18 protein-coding genes are annotated in these 19400 nt (G+C 49.0%); 13 read left to right on the top strand and 5 right to left on the bottom strand.

What is annotated here, in order from left to right; genetic code table 11:
- Nucleotides 1-115: 115 nt before the first annotated feature.
- Together Q6A92_RS18630 and Q6A92_RS18625 are read left to right on the top strand one after the other, a co-directional pair.
- On the top strand, nt 116-274 hold the full coding sequence (locus Q6A92_RS18630) for a hypothetical protein (protein ID WP_332239009.1): 159 nt from the start codon (nt 116-118) through the stop codon (nt 272-274).
- A gap of 636 nt (nt 275-910) precedes the next feature.
- Complete coding sequence (locus tag Q6A92_RS18625; protein WP_332239008.1) at nt 911-3301, top strand: glycoside hydrolase family 31 protein; 2391 nt, start codon at nt 911-913, stop codon at nt 3299-3301.
- A gap of 90 nt (nt 3302-3391) precedes the next feature.
- On the opposite strand, the gene Q6A92_RS18620 is transcribed toward Q6A92_RS18625, so the two are convergent.
- The 3 genes from Q6A92_RS18620 to pflB form a co-directional block, all read right to left on the bottom strand.
- Nucleotides 3392-3583, bottom strand: a complete 192-nt coding sequence (locus Q6A92_RS18620; RefSeq protein ID WP_332239007.1) for a hypothetical protein — start codon at nt 3581-3583, stop codon at nt 3392-3394.
- A 235-nt stretch (nt 3584-3818) separates the two neighbouring features.
- On the bottom strand, nt 3819-4580 hold the full coding sequence (gene pflA, locus Q6A92_RS18615; RefSeq protein ID WP_274400523.1) for a pyruvate formate-lyase-activating protein: 762 nt from the start codon (nt 4578-4580) through the stop codon (nt 3819-3821).
- A 48-nt stretch (nt 4581-4628) separates the two neighbouring features.
- Nucleotides 4629-6878, bottom strand: coding sequence for a formate C-acetyltransferase (pflB, locus tag Q6A92_RS18610; protein WP_332239006.1), 2250 nt, complete (start codon nt 6876-6878; stop codon nt 4629-4631).
- 250 nt (nt 6879-7128) lie between these two features.
- On the opposite strand from pflB, the gene Q6A92_RS18605 reads away from it, so the two are divergent.
- Nucleotides 7129-7443, top strand: coding sequence for a TFIIB-type zinc ribbon-containing protein (locus tag Q6A92_RS18605; RefSeq protein ID WP_274400525.1), 315 nt, complete (start codon nt 7129-7131; stop codon nt 7441-7443).
- Between the two features lie 493 nt (nt 7444-7936).
- Nucleotides 7937-8644, top strand: coding sequence for a type 1 glutamine amidotransferase (locus Q6A92_RS18600; RefSeq protein ID WP_332239005.1), 708 nt, complete (start codon nt 7937-7939; stop codon nt 8642-8644).
- 13 nt (nt 8645-8657) lie between these two features.
- Here Q6A92_RS18600 and Q6A92_RS18595 read toward each other — a convergent pair whose 3' ends face one another.
- Nucleotides 8658-9482 carry a Cof-type HAD-IIB family hydrolase gene (locus tag Q6A92_RS18595; protein ID WP_274400528.1) on the bottom strand — a complete coding sequence of 275 codons (825 nt, stop codon included), beginning with the start codon at nt 9480-9482 and terminating at the stop codon, nt 8658-8660.
- A 50-nt stretch (nt 9483-9532) separates the two neighbouring features.
- Entirely contained in the window at nt 9533-10288 is a 756-nt protein-coding gene (locus tag Q6A92_RS18590) for a DeoR/GlpR family DNA-binding transcription regulator (protein ID WP_332239004.1), read from the bottom strand.
- A 236-nt stretch (nt 10289-10524) separates the two neighbouring features.
- Between Q6A92_RS18590 and Q6A92_RS18585 the strand changes: the two genes are divergently transcribed.
- From Q6A92_RS18585 to Q6A92_RS18545, 9 genes are all read left to right on the top strand, one after another.
- On the top strand, nt 10525-13365 hold the full coding sequence (locus tag Q6A92_RS18585; protein WP_274400532.1) for a sigma 54-interacting transcriptional regulator: 2841 nt from the start codon (nt 10525-10527) through the stop codon (nt 13363-13365).
- A 259-nt stretch (nt 13366-13624) separates the two neighbouring features.
- The gene (locus tag Q6A92_RS18580) at nt 13625-14053 is read left to right on the top strand and encodes a PTS sugar transporter subunit IIA (protein WP_332239003.1); all 429 of its coding nucleotides are present in this window, start codon (nt 13625-13627) and stop codon (nt 14051-14053) included.
- Complete coding sequence (locus Q6A92_RS18575; RefSeq protein WP_332239002.1) at nt 14054-14545, top strand: mannose/fructose/sorbose PTS transporter subunit IIB; 492 nt, start codon at nt 14054-14056, stop codon at nt 14543-14545. It begins immediately after the preceding gene.
- Between the two features lie 78 nt (nt 14546-14623).
- On the top strand, nt 14624-15418 hold the full coding sequence (locus Q6A92_RS18570) for a PTS mannose/fructose/sorbose transporter subunit IIC (RefSeq protein ID WP_274400682.1): 795 nt from the start codon (nt 14624-14626) through the stop codon (nt 15416-15418).
- Nucleotides 15419-15433: 15 nt separating this feature from the next.
- Entirely contained in the window at nt 15434-16297 is an 864-nt protein-coding gene (gene manZ, locus Q6A92_RS18565; RefSeq protein ID WP_274400538.1) for a PTS mannose transporter subunit IID, read from the top strand.
- 170 nt (nt 16298-16467) lie between these two features.
- Complete coding sequence (locus Q6A92_RS18560) at nt 16468-16926, top strand: DUF986 family protein (RefSeq protein ID WP_274400540.1); 459 nt, start codon at nt 16468-16470, stop codon at nt 16924-16926.
- A gap of 327 nt (nt 16927-17253) precedes the next feature.
- Complete coding sequence (locus Q6A92_RS18555; RefSeq protein ID WP_332239001.1) at nt 17254-17802, top strand: beta-class carbonic anhydrase; 549 nt, start codon at nt 17254-17256, stop codon at nt 17800-17802.
- Nucleotides 17803-17946: 144 nt separating this feature from the next.
- The gene (locus Q6A92_RS18550; RefSeq protein ID WP_274400544.1) at nt 17947-18141 is read left to right on the top strand and encodes an alpha/beta-type small acid-soluble spore protein; all 195 of its coding nucleotides are present in this window, start codon (nt 17947-17949) and stop codon (nt 18139-18141) included.
- A 184-nt stretch (nt 18142-18325) separates the two neighbouring features.
- Nucleotides 18326-19162 carry a Cof-type HAD-IIB family hydrolase gene (locus Q6A92_RS18545; protein WP_274400546.1) on the top strand — a complete coding sequence of 279 codons (837 nt, stop codon included), beginning with the start codon at nt 18326-18328 and terminating at the stop codon, nt 19160-19162.
- The last annotated feature ends 238 nt before the right edge of the window (nt 19163-19400 follow it).

The following is a 19400-nucleotide window of genomic DNA, read 5'->3' as shown; positions in this document are numbered from 1 at the left end:
GAAAAACTGCGCTTAATGACCGAAAAAGCGTTGGCGACGACCGATAAACCGAACGTTATGACCGAAAAACTGCGTCTAGCGACCGATAAAATCCTGCCGACAACCGGTAAAATGAGTGAAGACCGAAAAACTGCGCTTAATGATCGATAAAGCGTCGACGGCGGCCGATAAACCGGACGTTATGACCGAAAAACCGTGCCTAACGACCGATAAAATGAGTGAAGACCGAAAAACTGCGCTTAATGACCGAAAAAGCGTCGGCGGCGACCGATAAAGCGGACGTTATGACCGAAAAACTGCGTCTAGCGACCGATAAAATCCCGGCGACAATCGATAAAATGAGTGAAGCCCGATAACTGCGGACTGTGTGCATAAGCAAATAGGGGCAGAAAAATACCGAACATTTCAAAATTTATCATCCGCCTATGGAAATCGATCGCCTGCCTTCAAATTATATCGTTTTTCGGGAAAGAATATCCATATTTATTAGAGATGTCACCGATTCATGCTGCGGTTCGGCCAGATTTAAACTGAAGGGATACTCTCTGGAAATACTTATCATGAAAATCATGCGGCTGGGCAGAAAAAAATTTTTGAGGCTTTGCGGCTGATCTTTTTCTATCCGTCCGCAGTCCGTCGTCTGTTCTGTGCCGGGGGACCGTTGTTAATGCTTGATGACAATGCTAAGCTAATCTTTAGCTGAATATTATGAAAAAGCATCGGTTCTTTGTCCTGGCGGGTTCTTACGATGATTGATACTGCCGAAGCCCTTCGCGAGTGAAGCATTTTTACGTAAGCGGTTTAATTCTTTGAGGGGCATTGACCCGTCACTGCCGGCCGGATTAAGAAAAAGATAAAACGGATGTCCGACTGTCTGTTCAATATTCTATCGGAAAAGCGAGGAGATTATATGTTCGGCCTGATAAAACATTTTAAACAGCAGGACAATAAAATCATGATTGAATTTGAACAAAACAGCGTTCTGGCTGAAGTGATCACACCTTCGATTATTCATTTTTTCGCGCCTTTATCGGCGAAACAGGGCATTTCCAGGGCTGTGGAGAACCTCAGGACTGCGCCGGGCAGCCTTTCCGTCAGACATGAGCATCGAAAAATTGTTGTCAGGACTGAAAAGTTAGTCGTGAATATCTACGATGAGTTTAAGGTTGATATTTTCAACGCCGACGGAACCGTTTTATGCGAAGATTACAGGGGCGGCGATCAGCCGTTCGTAAGGAGGGGATCCGGGGAAGGGCTGGATCTTGCGGCTGAAGAAGGGCACAAGTTCGCGGCCGAGAAACAGCGGCTGAAAATAAAAGTGCTTAAAAAGATGGAGAAAGCGATGTACTTCTATGGACTGGGAGATAAAACCGGCCATCTGAATAAAAAAGGCACCCATTACAAAATGTGGAATACGGATGATGCAAGCCCTCATGTTGAGAGTTTCGAGGCAATGTACAAATCGATTCCTTTATTTATTGCGCTCAAAGAGAAACAGGCCTTCGGCATTTTTTTCGATAATACGTATGAATCTGTCTTCGATATGGGCAAAGAGAACAGCGGCTACTATTCATTCGGCGCCGTCGACGGCAATCTGGATTATTATTTCATCTACGGGCCGTCGGTCGGGGAAGTTGTCGGCGGCTATACTTATCTGACCGGAACAACGCCGCTGCCGCCGCTCTGGGCACTCGGATACCAGCAGTGCCGGTGGGCGTACACACCGGAGAAAAGGCTGCGCGAAATTGCCGGCCTTTTCAGAGAAAAGGATATTCCGTGCGACGTTCTCTACCTCGATATTGACTATATGGACGGCTATCGGGCCTTTACCTGGGATAAAGCGAAGTTTGCCGATCCGAAAAAAACGCTGGCCGATCTCAGAAGCAGAGGCTTTAAAGTCGTTACGATTATCGATCCCGGGATCAAGAAGGACAAGGGTTATACCATTTACGATCAGGGAATCAGAAACGGCTATTTTGCCACGGACAAGGACGGCATTCCCTACGTCAATCGGGTTTGGCCGGGAGACGCGCTCTATCCCGATTTTGCAAATGAAAAGGTCCGGGCATGGTGGGCGGACAATCAGAAAATCATGACAGACACCGGCGTTGCGGGCATTTGGAATGATATGAATGAACCGGCAAGCTTCAACGGGCCTCTTCCCGGCGATGTCGTTTTCAATGATAACGGCGTGCCTGCCGATCATAGAGAAATTCATAATGTCTACGGACACTACATGTCGAAAGCGACTTATGAAGGTATAAAAAAGGCAACCGGCAAACGGCCGTTTGTTGTTACACGGGCATGCTACGCCGGGACACAGAAATATTCGACCGTCTGGACCGGCGACAATCAAAGCATATGGGAGCACCTGAGAATGTCGCTGCCGATGCTGATGAATCTCGGATTAAGCGGCATGGCTTTCTGCGGCGCCGATGTCGGCGGATTCGGATTCGACTGCACGGCGGAACTGCTCACACGCTGGATTCAGGTCGGCTGCTTCGCGCCCCTTTTCCGCAATCATTCCGGCATATTCACCAGGGATCAGGAGCCCTGGGCATTCGATGAAGAATCGGCGAGCATTAACCGTAAATATATCAAACTGCGCTATCGGCTGCTTCCGTATTTCTATGATATTTTCCATCGCGAGGAAGAAAACGGCCTGCCGCTGATCCGTCCGCTGCTGCTGCACTATCAGGACGATCCGAAAACTTATGAGATCAATGATCAGTTCCTCTGCGGTGAAAATATCCTGGTCGCTCCGATAGTGGAACAGGGCGCAAAGGCGCGGATCGTTTATTTGCCCGCGGGCAGCGGCTGGGTCGACTACTGGACGAAAGAAGAGTTCAAGGGAGGCCGGTATGTCATCAAAGAGACGCCCCTTGACGTATGTCCGGTTTATATAAAAACGGGAAGCATCATCCCGAATTATCCGGTTCAACATTATGTCGGTGAGATAGAGATTGAGGAGCTGGCTCTGGACATCTATCTTCCGGACGGCGGCGCGGACAGTTATTATGAACATTATCAGGACGACGGCGAGACATTCGCGTATCGTCAAGGCGCCTATAATCTCTATCAAATTACCGTTCGAAAGGACGGAACGGGAAAGACGGTAAAAATTGCTTTAAATAAAAAACATTCAGGTTACAACAAGGCTTACCGATCTTTTAAATTCATTCTCAATAATATCAGGCCGTCCGAAGTGGCCGCAGACGGGAAGCCTGTTGCGTTCGAAAGAGTAGAAAACGGCGTTCAGTTCCGCGTTGCCCGGGCGGCGGAGATCGTTGTCAAATGCTAAGCAGAAAGGGGATAACGAATACAGGAAACCGATTTTAGCGCCGGTCTTTTTGCATCGGCAGCTTATCGGATGTCGCGGACATTCCATCGATCATTGCTGAGATTTATCGGTCATTAGGCACGTTTTATCGGTCGCCGGGATTTTATCGGTCATGACGTCCGGTTTATCGGTCATTAGGCGCAGCTTATCGGTCATTAGGTACGTTTTATCGGTCGCCACCGGGATTTTATCGGTCATTAGGCGCAGCTTATCGACCATCGCCGGGGGGGTATCGGTCGCCATTGATTTTATCAGTCTTCAGCAGGTACACCCGGTTTATCAACCGCGGCAGGACGTTTATTGACTGCTGCAGAAGTTTATGGATCGTGGAAACGCTTTCCACCTTTCATAGATGGTTTCAGGAGGCGCCGGCCATCAATTGACGGCACAGCAGGACAATGAGCTAAAGGAATACTCGTAAAATTTTACCGGCTGAAAAAAATAAAACATCCTGCCTGTAGCGGCAGGATGTTCTGCTTCATTCGGGAATAGCAACAAGACCTTCCTCAAGATTCCGCCGAAACAACTGATAGGCCCTCTTCAGTTCCTGGTCGGAGGGAGGCTGGACTTCTTTTAATTCATAATTGAGTCCGAGTGCCTCCCATTTATAGATACCCATCTTATGGTAGGGCAGAATCTCGACACGCTCGACGTTATCGAGTGTGCTGATGAATTTGCCGAGCCGGTCGAGGTCGTCCTCGGAATCGGTCACTCCGGGGACGAGGACATGGCGGATCCAGACCGGAATGTTCTTGTCTGCCAGAAGCCGGGCGAAAGCGAGGATGTTTTTATTCGGCAGGCCGGTCAGCCATTTGTGCTTGTCGGAATCGATTTCTTTCAGATCCAGCAGAATAAGATCCGTGTAGTTCGCCAATTGATCAAAAGCTCTGTGGAAAAAAGGCGCATCGACATAACAGCCTCCGGATGTGTCAATTGCTGTATGGATGCCGATTGCTTTGCACGCTTTGAACAGCTCCGTAAGAAACGGCATCTGCAGCAGCGGCTCTCCGCCGCTGACCGTTATGCCTCCGCCGGACGACCGAATAAACGGAAGGTAATCTTTTAATTCGCCGACAATCTGTTCAACGCTGATCGATTTTCCGCTGCCGATTTCCCGGGTATCGACATTATGGCAGTATTTGCAGCGCAGGGGGCAACCCTGCAGAAACACCACGAAGCGAATACCGGGTCCGTCAACCGTGCCGAAAGATTCAATCGAATGGATATTGCCCGCAACCATGTTATCCCTCCTCCCGGCTCATCATCTTCATTGGCCGGATACAGCCGCTCATATCGATTCATGGAATGTGCGGTGCACGACTTCAAGCTGCTGTTCACGAGTAAGTTTAATAAAGTTAACGGCATAACCGGACACACGGATGGTCAGCTGCGGATACTTTTCAGGGTGATCCATGGCATCAAGCAGCGTCTCGCGGTTAAACACGTTGATATTAATGTGATGACCCCCTTTCTCGGCATAGCCGTCAAGCATGGCTATTAAGTTTGCAACTCTCGTTTCTTTTCCTTTTCCGAGTGCCTGAGGCACGATCGAAAATGTGTTTGAAATGCCGTCCAGTGCATAGCGGTACGGGAGCTTGGCGACAGAAGTCAGCGAGGCAAGCGCTCCTTTTGTGTCGCGTCCGTGCATCGGATTGGCGCCCGGAGCAAAAGGTTCGCCCTTTTTGCGGCTGTCCGGCGTGTTTCCCGTTTTCTTTCCGTAAACGACATTGGACGTGATCGTCAGAACCGACAGAGTCGGTACCGACTCGCGATAGGTTTCGGTCTTTTTCAGCTTCGTCATGAACCGTTTCACCAGATCAACGGCAATAGAGTCGACACGATCGTCGTTGTTGCCGTATTTCGGGAAATCGCCCTCCGTATTAAAATCTACGGCCAGGCCGTTTTCGTCGCGAACAACATGAACCTTCGCGTACTTGATCGCGCTCAGGGAATCCGCGGCGACGCTCAGTCCCGCGATACCCGTCGCCATCGTACGCAGGATATGCGTGTCATGAAGCGCCATCTCGCTGCGTTCGTAGCAGTATTTATCGTGCATGTAATGAATCACATTGAGCGTGTTGATATAAAGATCGGCAAGCCAATCCATCATCCGGTCGAATTTAGCCATCACATCGTCATAATCCAGCACGTCGTCTGTCACCGGGGCGTAAGGAGGCGCAACCTGAACCTTCTGAATTTCATCGACACCGCCGTTGATCGCATAAAGCAGCGTCTTGGCCAGATTTGCCCGGGCGCCGAAGAATTGCATCTGTTTACCGATGCGCATCGCCGACACGCAGCAGGCAATGCCGTAGTCGTCGCCGTATTCGACACGCATCAGATCGTCGTTCTCATATTGAATCGCACTTGTTTTGATCGAAATCCTGGCGCAGTATTTCTTGAATGCTTCGGGCAGCTGTTTGGACCAGAGGACGGTCAGGTTCGGTTCCGGCGCGGGCCCGAGATTTTCAAGAGTATGCAGGAAACGGAATGAATTCCTGGTCACCAGCGAACGGCCGTCGACAGCCATGCCCCCCAGTGATTCTGTTACCCATGTCGGGTCGCCGCTAAACAATTCATTATAGTCCGGTGTGCGGGCGAATTTCACAAGACGAAGTTTCATGACAAAGTGGTCGACCAGTTCCTGGACTTCCGATTCTGTCAAAAGATGTTTGGCCAGATCTCTCTCAATATAGATGTCAAGGAATGTCGAGGTACGGCCAAGGCTCATAGCGGCCCCGTTCTGTTCTTTTACCGAAGCGAGATATCCGAAATACAGCCACTGAAAAGCTTCTCTCGCATTCTTTGCCGGTTTGGAAATATCGAAGCCGTAATCAGCCGCCATCGTTTTCATATCCCTCAGCGCACGGATCTGTTCCGTCAGTTCTTCTCTGAGCCGAATGACGTCCTCCGTCATTTTGCTGCCTGTATTCTTTTTATCGATTTTCTTCTGTTCAATAAGGTAATCGACTCCGTAAAGTGCGACGCGGCGGTAGTCGCCGATGATCCTTCCGCGTCCGTACGCGTCGGGGAGGCCGGTGATAATACCGACGTGACGGGCCAGTTTCATTTCATCCGTATAGGCGTCGAACACACCCTGATTATGCGTTTTTCGGTAATCGGTAAAAATTTTTTCCATTTCGTCGCTGACTTTATAACCGTATGATTCGCAGGCCAGCTTTGCCACGCGGATGCCGCCGAAAGGCATCAGCGCACGTTTGAACGGCTGATCGGTCTGGACGCCGACTATCTTTTCAATGTCTTTATTCAAATAACCGGGTTTGTGCGATGTCATCGTGGATACGACTTCAGTATCCAGATCCAGCACGCCGCCTTTTTTTCTTTCTTCTTCGGACAGCTGCATCACTTGTTTCCAAAGCCGTTCCGTATTTGGGGTCGGCCCTGCGAGAAAGGATTCGTCACCGTCATAGGAGGTCAGATTTTTCATGATAAAATCACGGACGTCTATTTCTCTTTTCCAGTTCCCGTCGACAAATCCGTCCCACGCTGCGCTATTTCTCTCCATTACGGCTTCCATGGTTTTTCATCCTCCTTCGTGTAGAGTAAATGTATCTACTCTCCCATCATTATAGCTCAATAATAGAAAGCGCTTTCATTCCATCTGTGACAATTTGTTCACAATAGTTGAACCCGGCTTTTCCAGAAGTATCTTAAGCGTTTTCCGGAAATGGGGCGCATCCATCACCGGCATTTGGTCTAAATCATCACCGCTAAAAAAATTTGTTATAATAAAATAAGGAGAATTATACAGAAGGGGAGCGATGAAGATGAATTGTCCGGCATGCGAAGATGTGCGAATGAAAGAAATGGAGCGGGACGGCGTGATCATCGATATCTGCCCGAGCTGCAAGGGAGTCTGGCTGGACCGCGGAGAGCTGGAAAAAATTACGGAGCGAGTAAGAGAAATCCGACAGCCGTTTAATCAATGGTACGAACAAGACGACAGGGAATATGAAGATTGGCACGACCGCAGACATGACGATCACGAGCATCATGATCGGGACGATGACAGACATTCGGAGTATCCCCGGAAGAAAAAGAAGAAATCCGTACTGGATATGCTGGGGGACATGTTTGATTGAATGATTCTTTGATAAATGCTTTGACAATATAAAATCCGTCCGGATTCTCTTCGAACGGATTTTTTTGTATAAAGTAAGAAAATGAGCGGATTTTTTTATCGGCGGGCGATTCAGGCGTTGCGATTGCCCGGCATCGGGACGCCGTTCCCCCCTGTCCTAAACGGCAACCGCTGCCCGACGTTGATGATAAATCTTTTTTTGTTCCGTCCGTGATGATACGGAATTTTTCCGGTGCACGATCGTGCGGCCAGCTTCCGCAGCAGAGCTGATGGCGTCCCGGGCAAGTTAAAGAGATTGTTTTTATTAACCTGCCTGTTCGCTTTTAATAGCGTATTTTTTTGAGAAAAGCCCGGCAGACGCACGGCCTTATTCGTTGATTTTCCTTTATCCTATATAATGATAGTACATGCTCTTTGTGCCGGAAACGGCGCATTCGAGAATTTATCGGCAGATCCGAGGGTATAAAACAGAATGAAAGGAAGTTGTCCGCAAAATGCATATTCATTACTTTCAGCATGTTCCGTTTGAGTCGCCCGGGAACATTGCCGTCTGGGCGGCAGAAAGGCATTATTCGTTCATCGGGACGCATTTTTTTGAATCGCATAAGCTTCCGGATGCAGAAAATATCGATTTGCTGGTGATTATGGGCGGGCCGATGAATATTTATGAGGAAGAAAAGTATCCCTGGCTCCGCGAAGAGAAAAAATTTATCCGGGACGTTCTGGAGCGCGGGCTGCCGGTTCTCGGTATTTGCCTGGGTGCCCAGCTGCTTGCCGATTGTCTAGACGGGAAAATTTATCCGGGGGAAGAAAAAGAGATCGGCTGGTTTCCGGTCTTTTTCCCGGAAAACAGGAAGGGCCCGTTTCGGCTTTTCCCCGGCACACTGGATGTGTTCCACTGGCACGGCGATACCTTCACGCTCCCTGAAGGCGCGGTGCGGACGGCTTCCAGCGCTGCCTGCAGAAATCAGGCCTTTATCTACGGCGATCGCGCCGCCGGCCTGCAGTTCCACATCGAAATGAACGAGGAAACTATCAGCCGTCTGATCGCTCAGTCTCAAGATGAGCCGGAAGGCGGGCGTTTTATTCAGAAGAAGCGGGAGATGACCGGCCGGCCGGATAAAATTGAAAGAAATAAGACACTGTTATTCCGCTTCCTCGATGAATTTTTAAAGGGAGCATCGGCCGGCGGACCGCAATAGCAATATGTGCCGGTTAGATTAAACCGTATGCTTCGAGTGCGGCCGGAATGCCGTCCTCGTCATTGGACAGCGTCGTCGCATCGGCGCCTGCTTTGACTTGATCCGGGGCATTGCCCATTGCGATGCCGGCGCCGGCAAAACGCAGCAGGTCCAGATCGTTGAAGTTGTCGCCGAACGCCATGGTTTCTTCCCTTTTAACATGGCAGGATTCCATCAGCAGAGCCGCGGCTGCCGACTTGCCGGCTCTTTTCGCAATGATCTCCAGATAAGAAGGTTTCGATTTATAGAACGAAGCACTAATCCCGTTTTCCGTCAGCACCGTTTCAAGAGAATCGATGGCCGCGGGAGGTCCCATGCACAGGACTTTGTTGATTGCGGGGAAATCTTTATTCATGCCGTCGTCCGCAAAATGCAAAAGATGGGTCCGGGTACCTGTGATCGCCTGTTCCTGTGTAATCCAGGCATTATCCGGTTCCGGAACAAACCATTTATCCGGGCTGTAGGCGGACACGCTGATAGCGGGGAAATGCTTATGAACCAAGTCATAAATAGAAAAGATTATATTCGGCTCGATGGGCCTGCTGAGCATCACATTTCTCAGACCGTCCGATTTTTCGCAACCGAGAATCAGCGCTCCGCCGTAACAAATGATCGGATCGGAAATGGCAAGTTCATGCTGCAGAGGAAGTATTCCGTCCGGCATGCGCGCGGAAACTAAAATAAAAGGGATGCCCTTTTGTGACAAATCATGAACAGACCGGCGTGTTTTTTTGCTGATTTGATGGCTGGAGTTGAGCAGTGTTCCGTCGATGTCGCTGAAGACAAGTTTAATAGACATTTTATCTCCTTCGAATATTTATTTTGGGCGCTTTTAGACAGCGTTTCCGGCTATTTCGCAATCATGAGTTCCGTCCCGTACAGCGATAAAGTATGCATGAAGGGTGCGGGCGGTCTTTCGCTGGTGATCAGTGTATCGACGTTTTCCCAGCCGAGTCCTTTAAAACGGCTCACTTTTGTGAATTTCTTGCTGTCGGCAAGGACGATGGTCCGGTCGGACCGGGCAGCGGCTGTTCCTTTTATAAAAGCGTCATCTTTATCGTGATAGTAAAAACCGTCTTCCGCTATCGCCGCCGCGCCGAGAAAGGAACAGTCAAAGCGGATCCGCTCAAGCTGACGGGCACTTTCGCTATCAAACAGATAACGATTTGTCTTGTTGAGCGCCCCGCCAAAGAGAAAGACGGTCGATCGGGCCCGATCGGACAATATTTCGGCAATATCCAGGGAGTGGGTGTATACGGCGGTTTCTATGTCGAGCTGTCTTGCCATCGCTGACACGGTGGTCGATGTATCAAAGAAATAGTGGCCCTTCTCGTGAATGAACGAAAGAGCCGTTGCTCCAATCCGTATCTTCTCGTCGGAAAAAGTCTGAAGTCTTTCCCGGTACGCCAATACCGTGTTTTGTAAATCGGGCAGGGCAATGCCGCCGTGCGTCCGGATTGCCGCGCCCTGCCCGGTCAGTTTGACAATGTCTCTCCTGGCTGTGTCGCGCGAAATATGAAGGTGGGCGCATATCTCGTTTACGGACATACTTTGATGGGTTTTCAAATAATCGAGAATACTGACCAGACGTTCTTCCTGATACACAGCATTCATCTCCCTGTTAAGCAATTGTAATTCATAATGCCTTTTTTATCAAGCAATTTTAAGCATTTATTTTAAAACATTACGCTTATATAAGCATTTTGGCTGTTCTGTTTCACAATTGATACACTAAAAGTGTCTTATGTTAAAATAACAGTGAAATCATTTCAGCCCGTATAGTCTAAATGATTCGGAAACGGTGTTTTCAGAAATAAATTTTTCACTGCGGAGGAATCAAAATGAAAAGAATCGACCGCATTTATCAACAACTGGAGGAAAAGTGCGATACTTTGACGAAAGATCAGCTGCTGGACCGTGAGGGTTTTTCGGCAAATGAGCTCGCGGACGATCTGGAAATGCTGAGAAACAACGTCAGCCTTGAACTGAACAATCTTGTTCGGCTGGGAAAGGTCATTAAAATAAAAAAACGCCCTGTATTGTATATTCCCCGGGACACGGTAAAGAAAAATTACGGCTATATCATCGACAATACCATTCTGGACATTCCCTCATTGAAGGAACTCTACCAGGCCAAAGAGAAGGCGGACATTGACAAGGATGAAGATCCGTTCAGCCTGCTGATTGGTTCGGAAGGGAGTCTGAAGAAACTGACAAGCCAGGCCAAGGCGGCTGTTGTTTATCCTCCGCGCGGCCTGCATACGCTGATCCTCGGACCGACCGGTTCAGGAAAGACATTGTTTGCCCATATGATGCACAATTACGCTATCTATATGAAGAGAATGGATAAGGACTCTCCCTTTATTGTGTTTAACTGTGCGGACTACTATAACAATCCGCAGCTTCTGATTTCACAAATTTTCGGCCATGCCAAGGGCGCTTTTACAGGAGCGGAAAACGATAAACAGGGTCTGGTGGAGAAAGCGGACGGCGGCATTCTGTTTCTCGATGAGGTCCATCGCCTTCCGCCCGAAGGACAGGAAATGATCTTCTATTTTATGGATACGGGGCGCTACAACAGGCTGGGCGAGACAGAGAAAAGAAGACAGGCCCAGGTTCTGATTATTGCAGCGACTACCGAAGATCCGTCTTCCTCGTTTCTGCAGACGTTCCTGCGGCGGATCCCGATTACGATCACAATGCCGTCGTTTCATGAACGGCAGACGAGAGAAAAAGTGGATCTGACCAAATATCTGCTGTCGAAGGAAGCAAAGCGGATTCATAAAAACATTAAAGTGAATGAAGACGTGATCAAGGCGCTGATCGGCAGTGTCACTTTCGGCAATGTCGGACAGCTGAAATCAAATATTCAATTTGTCTGCGCGCAGGGATTCCTTGACAGTATGGACAGTCCGTATGTGAATCTGTATGTCAAAATGCTGCCCGAAGAGATGAAAGAAGGACTCAGCCTCATTTCGAGAAATGCCAGGGAAAACGAGGAAATATCGAATTACGTAGGCAAGGTGACGGTAATTACAGACGAGGGAACGAAGGAACTGGTTGATGACGATGTTTACGAACTTCCTTTTGACATGTACAAAATCATTGAGGATAAGGCGAGCCTGCTTAAGCAGGAGAATGTGGATCCGGCCGAAATCAATCGTTTTGTAGCGACGGATATCAAACTGCACATCAAAAGTTTTTACCAGCAGGTCACCAAACGCCCCAACATGAAATTGTCCAAACTGGTGGACGGGCGTGTAATCGATCTGGCGGAAGAATTGCGGTCGCTGGCCGAGAGTATGCTGAACAAAACCTTTAATGATAAATTTCTTTATTTCATCAGTCTTCATATCGACGGTTTTCTCAAGAGAAAAAACAGGCTGAGTGCGGGTGCGCCGACTTCGTATGAAAGGCTGGTTGATGAGAACGAGCCTGAATACCAGGTCGCTTTGAAAATGAAGGAGATGATTGAAGAAAAACTGAGAGTCAGACTGCCGAAGGTTGAAGTAATGTACCTGGCAATCCTGCTGGTTTCTGCCAATGAACTGAATCAGAAAGGGAAAGTCGGCATTGTGGTTGCGGCTCATGGAAATAGTACGGCGACGTCGATCGTCAATGTAACGAAGGAGCTGCTCGGCGATTATAATATTCAGGCTGTCGATATGCCTCTTGACGTCAGCTTTAAGGTCGTTCTCGATGAAATTGTATCGGTAGTCAGGAAGGTGGATCGCGGGGAAGGGGTATTGATGCTGGTCGATATGGGATCGCTTTATTACTTTGAAGAAAAAATCGGCGAAAAATCCGGTATTGAAGTGAAGGCCGTCGATATGGTATCGACGCCGATGGTTCTCGATGCCGTGCGCAAAGCCAATTTTCTGGACATGGACCTGAAATCGATCATTGCCTCTCTGAGAAACCCGCAGAACTCCGTGGAAGAGGAAATCATTCAGGTGTCCAAAAATCGCGGAAAACCGAAAGCGATACTGACCATCTGCTCCAGCGGCCAGGGAACGGCGAAAAAAATGGAAGAACTGCTTAGAACCTTTATCAGCGACATTACCGATGAGGAGATCCACATCATTCCGATATCTGTCATCGGAATGAATCAAACCGTACAGGAGCTGGAAAAGAAATATACGATCATCGCTTCGATCGGGGTCAGAAAGCCAAAGGTCAACGCTCCTTTCATCTCACTGGAACACTTCATCGAGGGAGAAGGCCAGCTGACAATTGAGCAGGCCATCAGGAACAAGCACATACAAATTAAAAACGGCAAAAGCGGGCAATCCGACAAGATCGTCCGCGGGTTGTGCGAAGACAGCTTAAAAATGATGCTGACCTATCTGAATCCCTATCGGGCCATTTCAACCTTGCTGCACTTCTGCGATAACCTGCAGAAAGAATGGGATGTTCATTTTAAAAATACGACCACGCTCCGGGTAGTGGTCCACAGTGCCTTTGCTATGGAACGCGCGGTCAGGGGCGAGGTCCTGCATTACAGTAATCCGGTCACGGATGAAAAAAGGGCGGTACTTGCCAGGGTCAGAAACGCTTCGCAGGTCATCGAAAAGGAAATGAATATCCAGCTGCCCGAGGATGAACTTTTCTATCTTGTTGATCTGCTTCAGGATGAGTTTCCGGACCGGCTGCAAAAAGCAAAAAGCGTCGAAGCCGACTGAGCGCTGCCGGATAGAAGTGTATTAAATGGGTGTTTAAATGTCTGAAGTGTATTATTTTTGCCGTATAGATTATGTTGAAACGGTTTCAATAAATATAGTGTATTAAAATAAAAGAATATGCTCTTAATCATCCTCTTTTCGGCCTATGAAAAGAGGATTTTTACTTATTTTAAATAACCGGGGATTTTAATACATAAATTGGCACAGAAATTGCATACTAGAAAAGTGCTGGATAATGTGATGGCAAGGAGGGGAGAAGATGGTCGCACTGATTGTTGCTACTCATGGCGCATTTTCAAGAGAAATCGTTAAATCTGCAGAAATGATCTTCGGCAAGCAGGATAATCTGGCGACGGTTGAATTTACATCCAATGAAGGGCCGGATGACCTCAGAAAAAAATATGATCAGGCTCTTCAGAACTTGGATACAAGCGACGGTGTGCTTTTTATGGTCGATTTATTCGGAGGAAGCCCCTTTAACGCCGCGTCGAATCTTGTGGCCGATAAAGAAAATATGGACGTTATGACCGGTGTGAATCTGCCTATGTTGATTGAATGTTTTGCACAACGCAATACTCTGGGTCTGAAGCGGCTGGTCGATACCATCGGAAAAACGGCGGTTGAAGGTGTGAAGTCACTGAGAAAGACACTTGAGGAAACATCAGAAGATTCAGGGGAGGAATTTTAAATGATCATTAGATTGGCTAGAATCGATTCACGATTGATCCACGGCCAGGTGGCAACCGTGTGGACGAAGGAAACCGGTGCGAAACGATTGATTGTTGTCAGCGACGGAGTGGCAGGGGATAAAGTCCGGAGCACTCTTCTGAAGCAGGTGGCTCCTCCGGGGGTCACGGCACATGTCGTCAGTGTTGATAAAGCCGTTAGGGTTTACAACAATCCGAAATACGCAAAGGATCCGGTTCTGCTCCTGTTTGAGAACCCGACGGATGTCCTCCGCGTGATTGAAGAGGGCGTGGACATTCAGTCAATCAATATTGGCAGCATCGCTTTTGCAGAGGGCAAGACGATGATTACAAATGCCGTAGCGGTCGGCAAAGACGATATCGAAGCGTTTAACGGCCTTCACGGCCGCGGGATTGAACTTGAAATTCGCAAGGTTCCTTCGGATAGAAAGGAAGATATCATGCCCTTGCTGAAAAAACTGGAGAACAAATAAACACATGCTTTTCTTAAAGATGGGTTTAATGAAATTCATATAACCAATTCGAATTTTTAGGGGGGAAAGAAGATGACCATATCTTTAATTCAGATCATCTTGGTCTTTATCGTTTCGTGTATTTCGGGGATGGGATCGATCCTTGATGAATTCCAGACCCACAGACCACTGATCGCCTGCACGCTGATCGGCCTTGTGCTCGGCAACGTGACAACGGGTATTATTGTCGGTGGTACGTTGGAAATGATCGCTCTCGGCTGGATGAACATCGGCGCAGCAGTCGCTCCTGATGCCGCCCTTGCCTCGATCATTTCAACGATTCTGGTTATAGCAGGCCATCAAAGCGTCGGTGCCGGCATTGCCCTAGCGATTCCGCTGGCGGCTGCAGGACAGGTGCTGACGATTGTTGTCCGTACGCTTACCGTCGGGTTCCAGCACGGGGCCGACCGGGCGTGTGAGACCGGCAATCTGAGAGCGATGGACTGGTGGCATATGTCGGCCTTGCTGCTGCAGGCGATGCGTATCGCTATTCCCGCACTGCTCGTCGTCATTACGGTCGGAACTTCGTCCGTACAGCATATGCTGACCGCAATTCCGCAAGTTATTACCGGCGGCCTGAATGTCGCAGGCGGCATGCTGGTCGTTGTCGGATATGCGATGGTTGTTAACATGATGCGTGCGGGCTATTTAATGCCACTCTTCTTCCTTGGTTTTGTTGTCGCTGCGTTTACGAATTTCAACCTCGTTGCCCTTGGCGTTATCGGCCTGGTACTTGCCATTGTCTATATCCAGCTGAATCCGAAATACAACAAACAGGTGGCAACGGCTGGCGGACCGGCAGAATCATCCGATAATGACGATGAATTGGATTAAAGGAGGGAAAAGAAAATGAGTAATGAAACAGCCGCAGTAGCAGCAGATAAGAATGAAAAAAAGCTGACTAAAAAAGATTTGTTCTGGGTATTCGTCAGATCGAATTTACTTCAAGGTTCATGGAATTTCGAAAGAATGCAGGCTCTTGGATTCGCTTTCTCGATGACTCCGGCGATCCGCAGACTCTATCCGGCAGGCAGCGAGGAACGGAAACAGGCAATGAAACGGCATAATGAATTCTTCAACACGACTCCGGCGATGGCTGCGCCGATCACCGGCGTTGCTCTGGCTCTTGAGGAAGAGAAAGCGAACGGCAAGCCGGTTGAAGATGCCGCGATCAACGGCATTAAAGTCGGCCTGATGGGGCCGCTGGCCGGCGTCGGCGACCCGATCTGGTGGGGCACACTGCGTCCGATCTTTGCGGCATTAGGTGCCGGCATCGCGATGCAGGGCAATATTCTCGGGCCGATTCTCTTCTTCGTCCTTTGGAACGTTGTTCGTCTCTGGTTCAGATGGTGGGGCGTTTCATACGGTTATCGGAAAGGTGTCGATGTTGTTCAGGACATGAGCGGCGGACTTCTGCAGAAGGTAACCGAAGGCGCTTCAATACTCGGTTTGTTCGTCATGGGCGCACTGGTCAATAAGTGGACGAAAGTCGATATTCCGGTGGTTATTTCCAAAGTCAAAAACCCGACAGGCGGAGGCTACACGACGACAACCGTTCAAAGTGTACTGGATTCGCTGATGCCCGGGCTGGTACCTTTGCTTCTGACATTCATCTGCATGTGGCTGCTCAGAAAAAAGGTCAATCCTCTGGTCATTATCCTTGGATTCTTCGTTCTCGGCATTTTGGGGTACTGGATAGGCTTGTTCAAATAAAATGTATTCTGAATCCCGGAGAGCCGGCCGTTTTTGCCGGCTCTCCTGTTTTTTTAGTATGGCCGGGATATTGGCTCTTTGCCTGAAACGCCATAGGGTATAAAATAACTATGATCGCTCCCATGCCGCTGGAAATGTGCGGCACTACGAGAAAATCGGAGGCCTGTGATATGCATATTACCGATATTATTCTGTTATTAATTATTATTGCCTATGGAGGCTATCTTCTGACGGACGGTCTGATTCTCCCGCTTTTCTGGGGAAAGACCCTTCTGGCGGTCAGGATGAGAAAAAGAAATTATGTCGATCAGCTGATTCTTGCCGGCCTTGTCGTCATTATTTACATTGCGAGCAAGGTGCGCGGAGACAGCGGCGGATTAACCGGCCTGCTGCTCATCTGTCTTGCACTGATCCTGCTGTACGGCGTACTCATTTATGCCCCGAAAGCCAGGTTCAAGGAAAACGGTTTTTATTACGGCCTGTCGTACACTGCATACGATCAGATTAAGAATATAAAGCTCTCGGAAGACGGGGTGCTGGTTATTGATAACGGACACCGCAGGATCCTGCTGTATGCACGGAAAATGGAAGACCTTGAGAAAATTCTTCATGTACTTCAGGAACATTAGCTGACAGGGAGCGGCCCGCTGTTTCGGTTCTTTTCTCCGCAGGAGGGCTTCGCGCCCCTTTTTATTTTCAGTCGGGCGGATCTGAATATTCGGATGGGTTCCTATGCCCCGTTCAGACGGAATGACGCCGAACGGATCGGGCCGCAGCGGTTCATATGCCGATGCCTGCACGGCTGCTTTTGGTTGCTGCCGATTTTTTGCGGCTGCCGCTTTTATTCTGCCGTTTCGCCCGTTTCTATAAGCGGGACGGAGCAATAAGCTGGATGAAACCTTTATATTTCCTTATGATAGTTGGGGATGCATGATGACCGACGGGGGAAAATAAAAATGGAGCAGTTAAAAGAAATTTTGAAGTATAATGAAAAATTTGTCAAAGAAAGGGCTTACGCTCCCTATCAGGCGGGAAGCCGCCCGGTAAAAAAGATGACCCTGGTGGCCTGTATGGATTGCCGCCTGATTGAACTGCTTCCGAAAGCGTTAAATATTAAAAACGGCGACGCTATTATAATTAAAAGTGCCGGGGGCATGGTGGAACGCCCATACGGCAGCGTCATGAAAAGCATTCTTGTTTCTCTGTACGAGCTGGGATCTGAAGCGGTTTACGTGATCGGCCACAGCGGATGCGGCATGCACGGCCTCGAAGCGGATAAAATGATCCGTGACATGAAGAATCGCGGAATCGGAGAAGAAACTTTTGCTGCCCTTGAAAACGACGGCATTGACGTGAAGGAATGGCTGTGCGGCTTTCAATCGGTTGAAGCACAGGTCAGGAAAAGCGTGTCGATCGTGAAGAATCATCCGCTGCTTCCGAAAGGAACGCCTGTTTACGGCCTGGTTATTGATCCGAAAACCGGCGAATTAAAACCGGCCGGTTAAAGCTGACCGTATCCTTTTTTCTTAATCCGCCTGCCGTCGGCCAAGCCTCTTTTCAGTGCTATGTCCGCTAACAATTTCCAATCGCTGATCGGAATATAGAATCTGAAAGCAGCGCACAATAGGCTTACAAGGGAGGTGAGACACATGGCAAATTCAAATCAATTAGTTGTGCCGGGTGTACAGCAGGCGCTTGATCAGCTGAAAGTGGAAATTGCCCGCGAATTCGGCGTCAGCCTCGGGGCCGATACGACTTCCAGAGCGAACGGCTCGGTTGGGGGAGAAATTACCAAACGTCTGGTCGCTCAGGCTCAGTCTCAATTCGGCGGCTATCAGAAATAAGCAATGAAACGGTTAGAGGAAATATACGGAAGGGCGGCTGTCAAGCCGCTCTTTTTGTGCCAGAAAAGCATGGGGTGGTCTGAGCCGGGAAATCCTTCCCGGGTCTTGTTCTATTCGGCCGGTGCGCTTCATATGTTTAGAACAGGAATAAGGGATATTCTGGATTCCAAAAAGGGGGAGGACCTTGGTATATCGCTTACTGGCATTGGACATCGATGGAACCCTTCTGAACAACAGCAACAGACTGGACCGGCGCACAAAAGATGCCGTTCAGTACGCCCGGAAAAAAGGTGTTGTCGTTACCCTTGTTTCCGAACGCCATTTTCACTCAGCAGCAAAAGTGGCCCGTTTACTCAGACTGACTCATCCGATTATTACGCATAATGGGGCCTTCGTGTCTTCCTCAATGGATAACCCGGTCTACACAAGCAAAATCGAACATAGCGTCCTGCTGCAGCTTGTTGAATTTCTGGAAACCTATCCGTGTCAGATTCAGGTTTCTCACGAACGGCTGTCGATCAGCAACAGGCCGCGTCAGAAAAATCTGATCGCCAAAATGACGATCGGCATGAATGAGCCGCTGTTTTATCCGGTGACCTACGTGGATACACTCAGCCAGTATCTTTTAGAGAATTATGAGAGTGCGACGGATGTAAAAGTCAAATTGAAAGATGAGAAAGTGATGAACGACATCGAACAAGCAATAGACGATTATTTTCCTTCGCTCGCAGTCAGCAGGCCGTCGATTCACGACATCACACTGGTGCGCCAGGGAACGTCAAAGTTTAACGGGCTGCTTTTCTTTGCCGGGCAGCTCGGCATTCCTCTTCATGAAATTGTGGCGGTCGGCGACGGTCCGGAAGATGCGGAAATGATTGAAAAAGCAGGGCTCGGCGTTGCGATGAGGAATGCCTCTCCCGATGTGAAAGCAAAAGCGGACTGGGTGACACGGACAAATGAAATGGACGGTGTCGCTTACGTGGTCAGGGAAGTGTTTCGGAAACAGCTGCGCGTTCACTGACAGGGGCCTGACCACCCATAAAGGCTGAAGCGCGTTCGCCATCACTGGGATTTCCGTCTGAAGAGGGCGCCGTAAATCCGGATCAGAAAATAAAGGGAGCGGACGGGTGAAGCGAAGAACGAAACCGATCACTTAACGGGCTTGCCCCACAGTCGACTTTTCGGCTGCAGGGCAAGCCCGTTAACGTTGATCCATCCATTTCATCCGATCCTAGAAAGGGCAGAGGATTCTTTTTAAG

Origin of the sequence: Sporolactobacillus sp. KGMB 08714 (genome assembly GCF_036598985.1) — a bacterium.
Classification (GTDB): domain Bacteria; phylum Bacillota; class Bacilli; order Bacillales; family Sporolactobacillaceae; genus Sporolactobacillus.
This window is presented reverse-complemented; position numbering and strand designations above follow the sequence as displayed.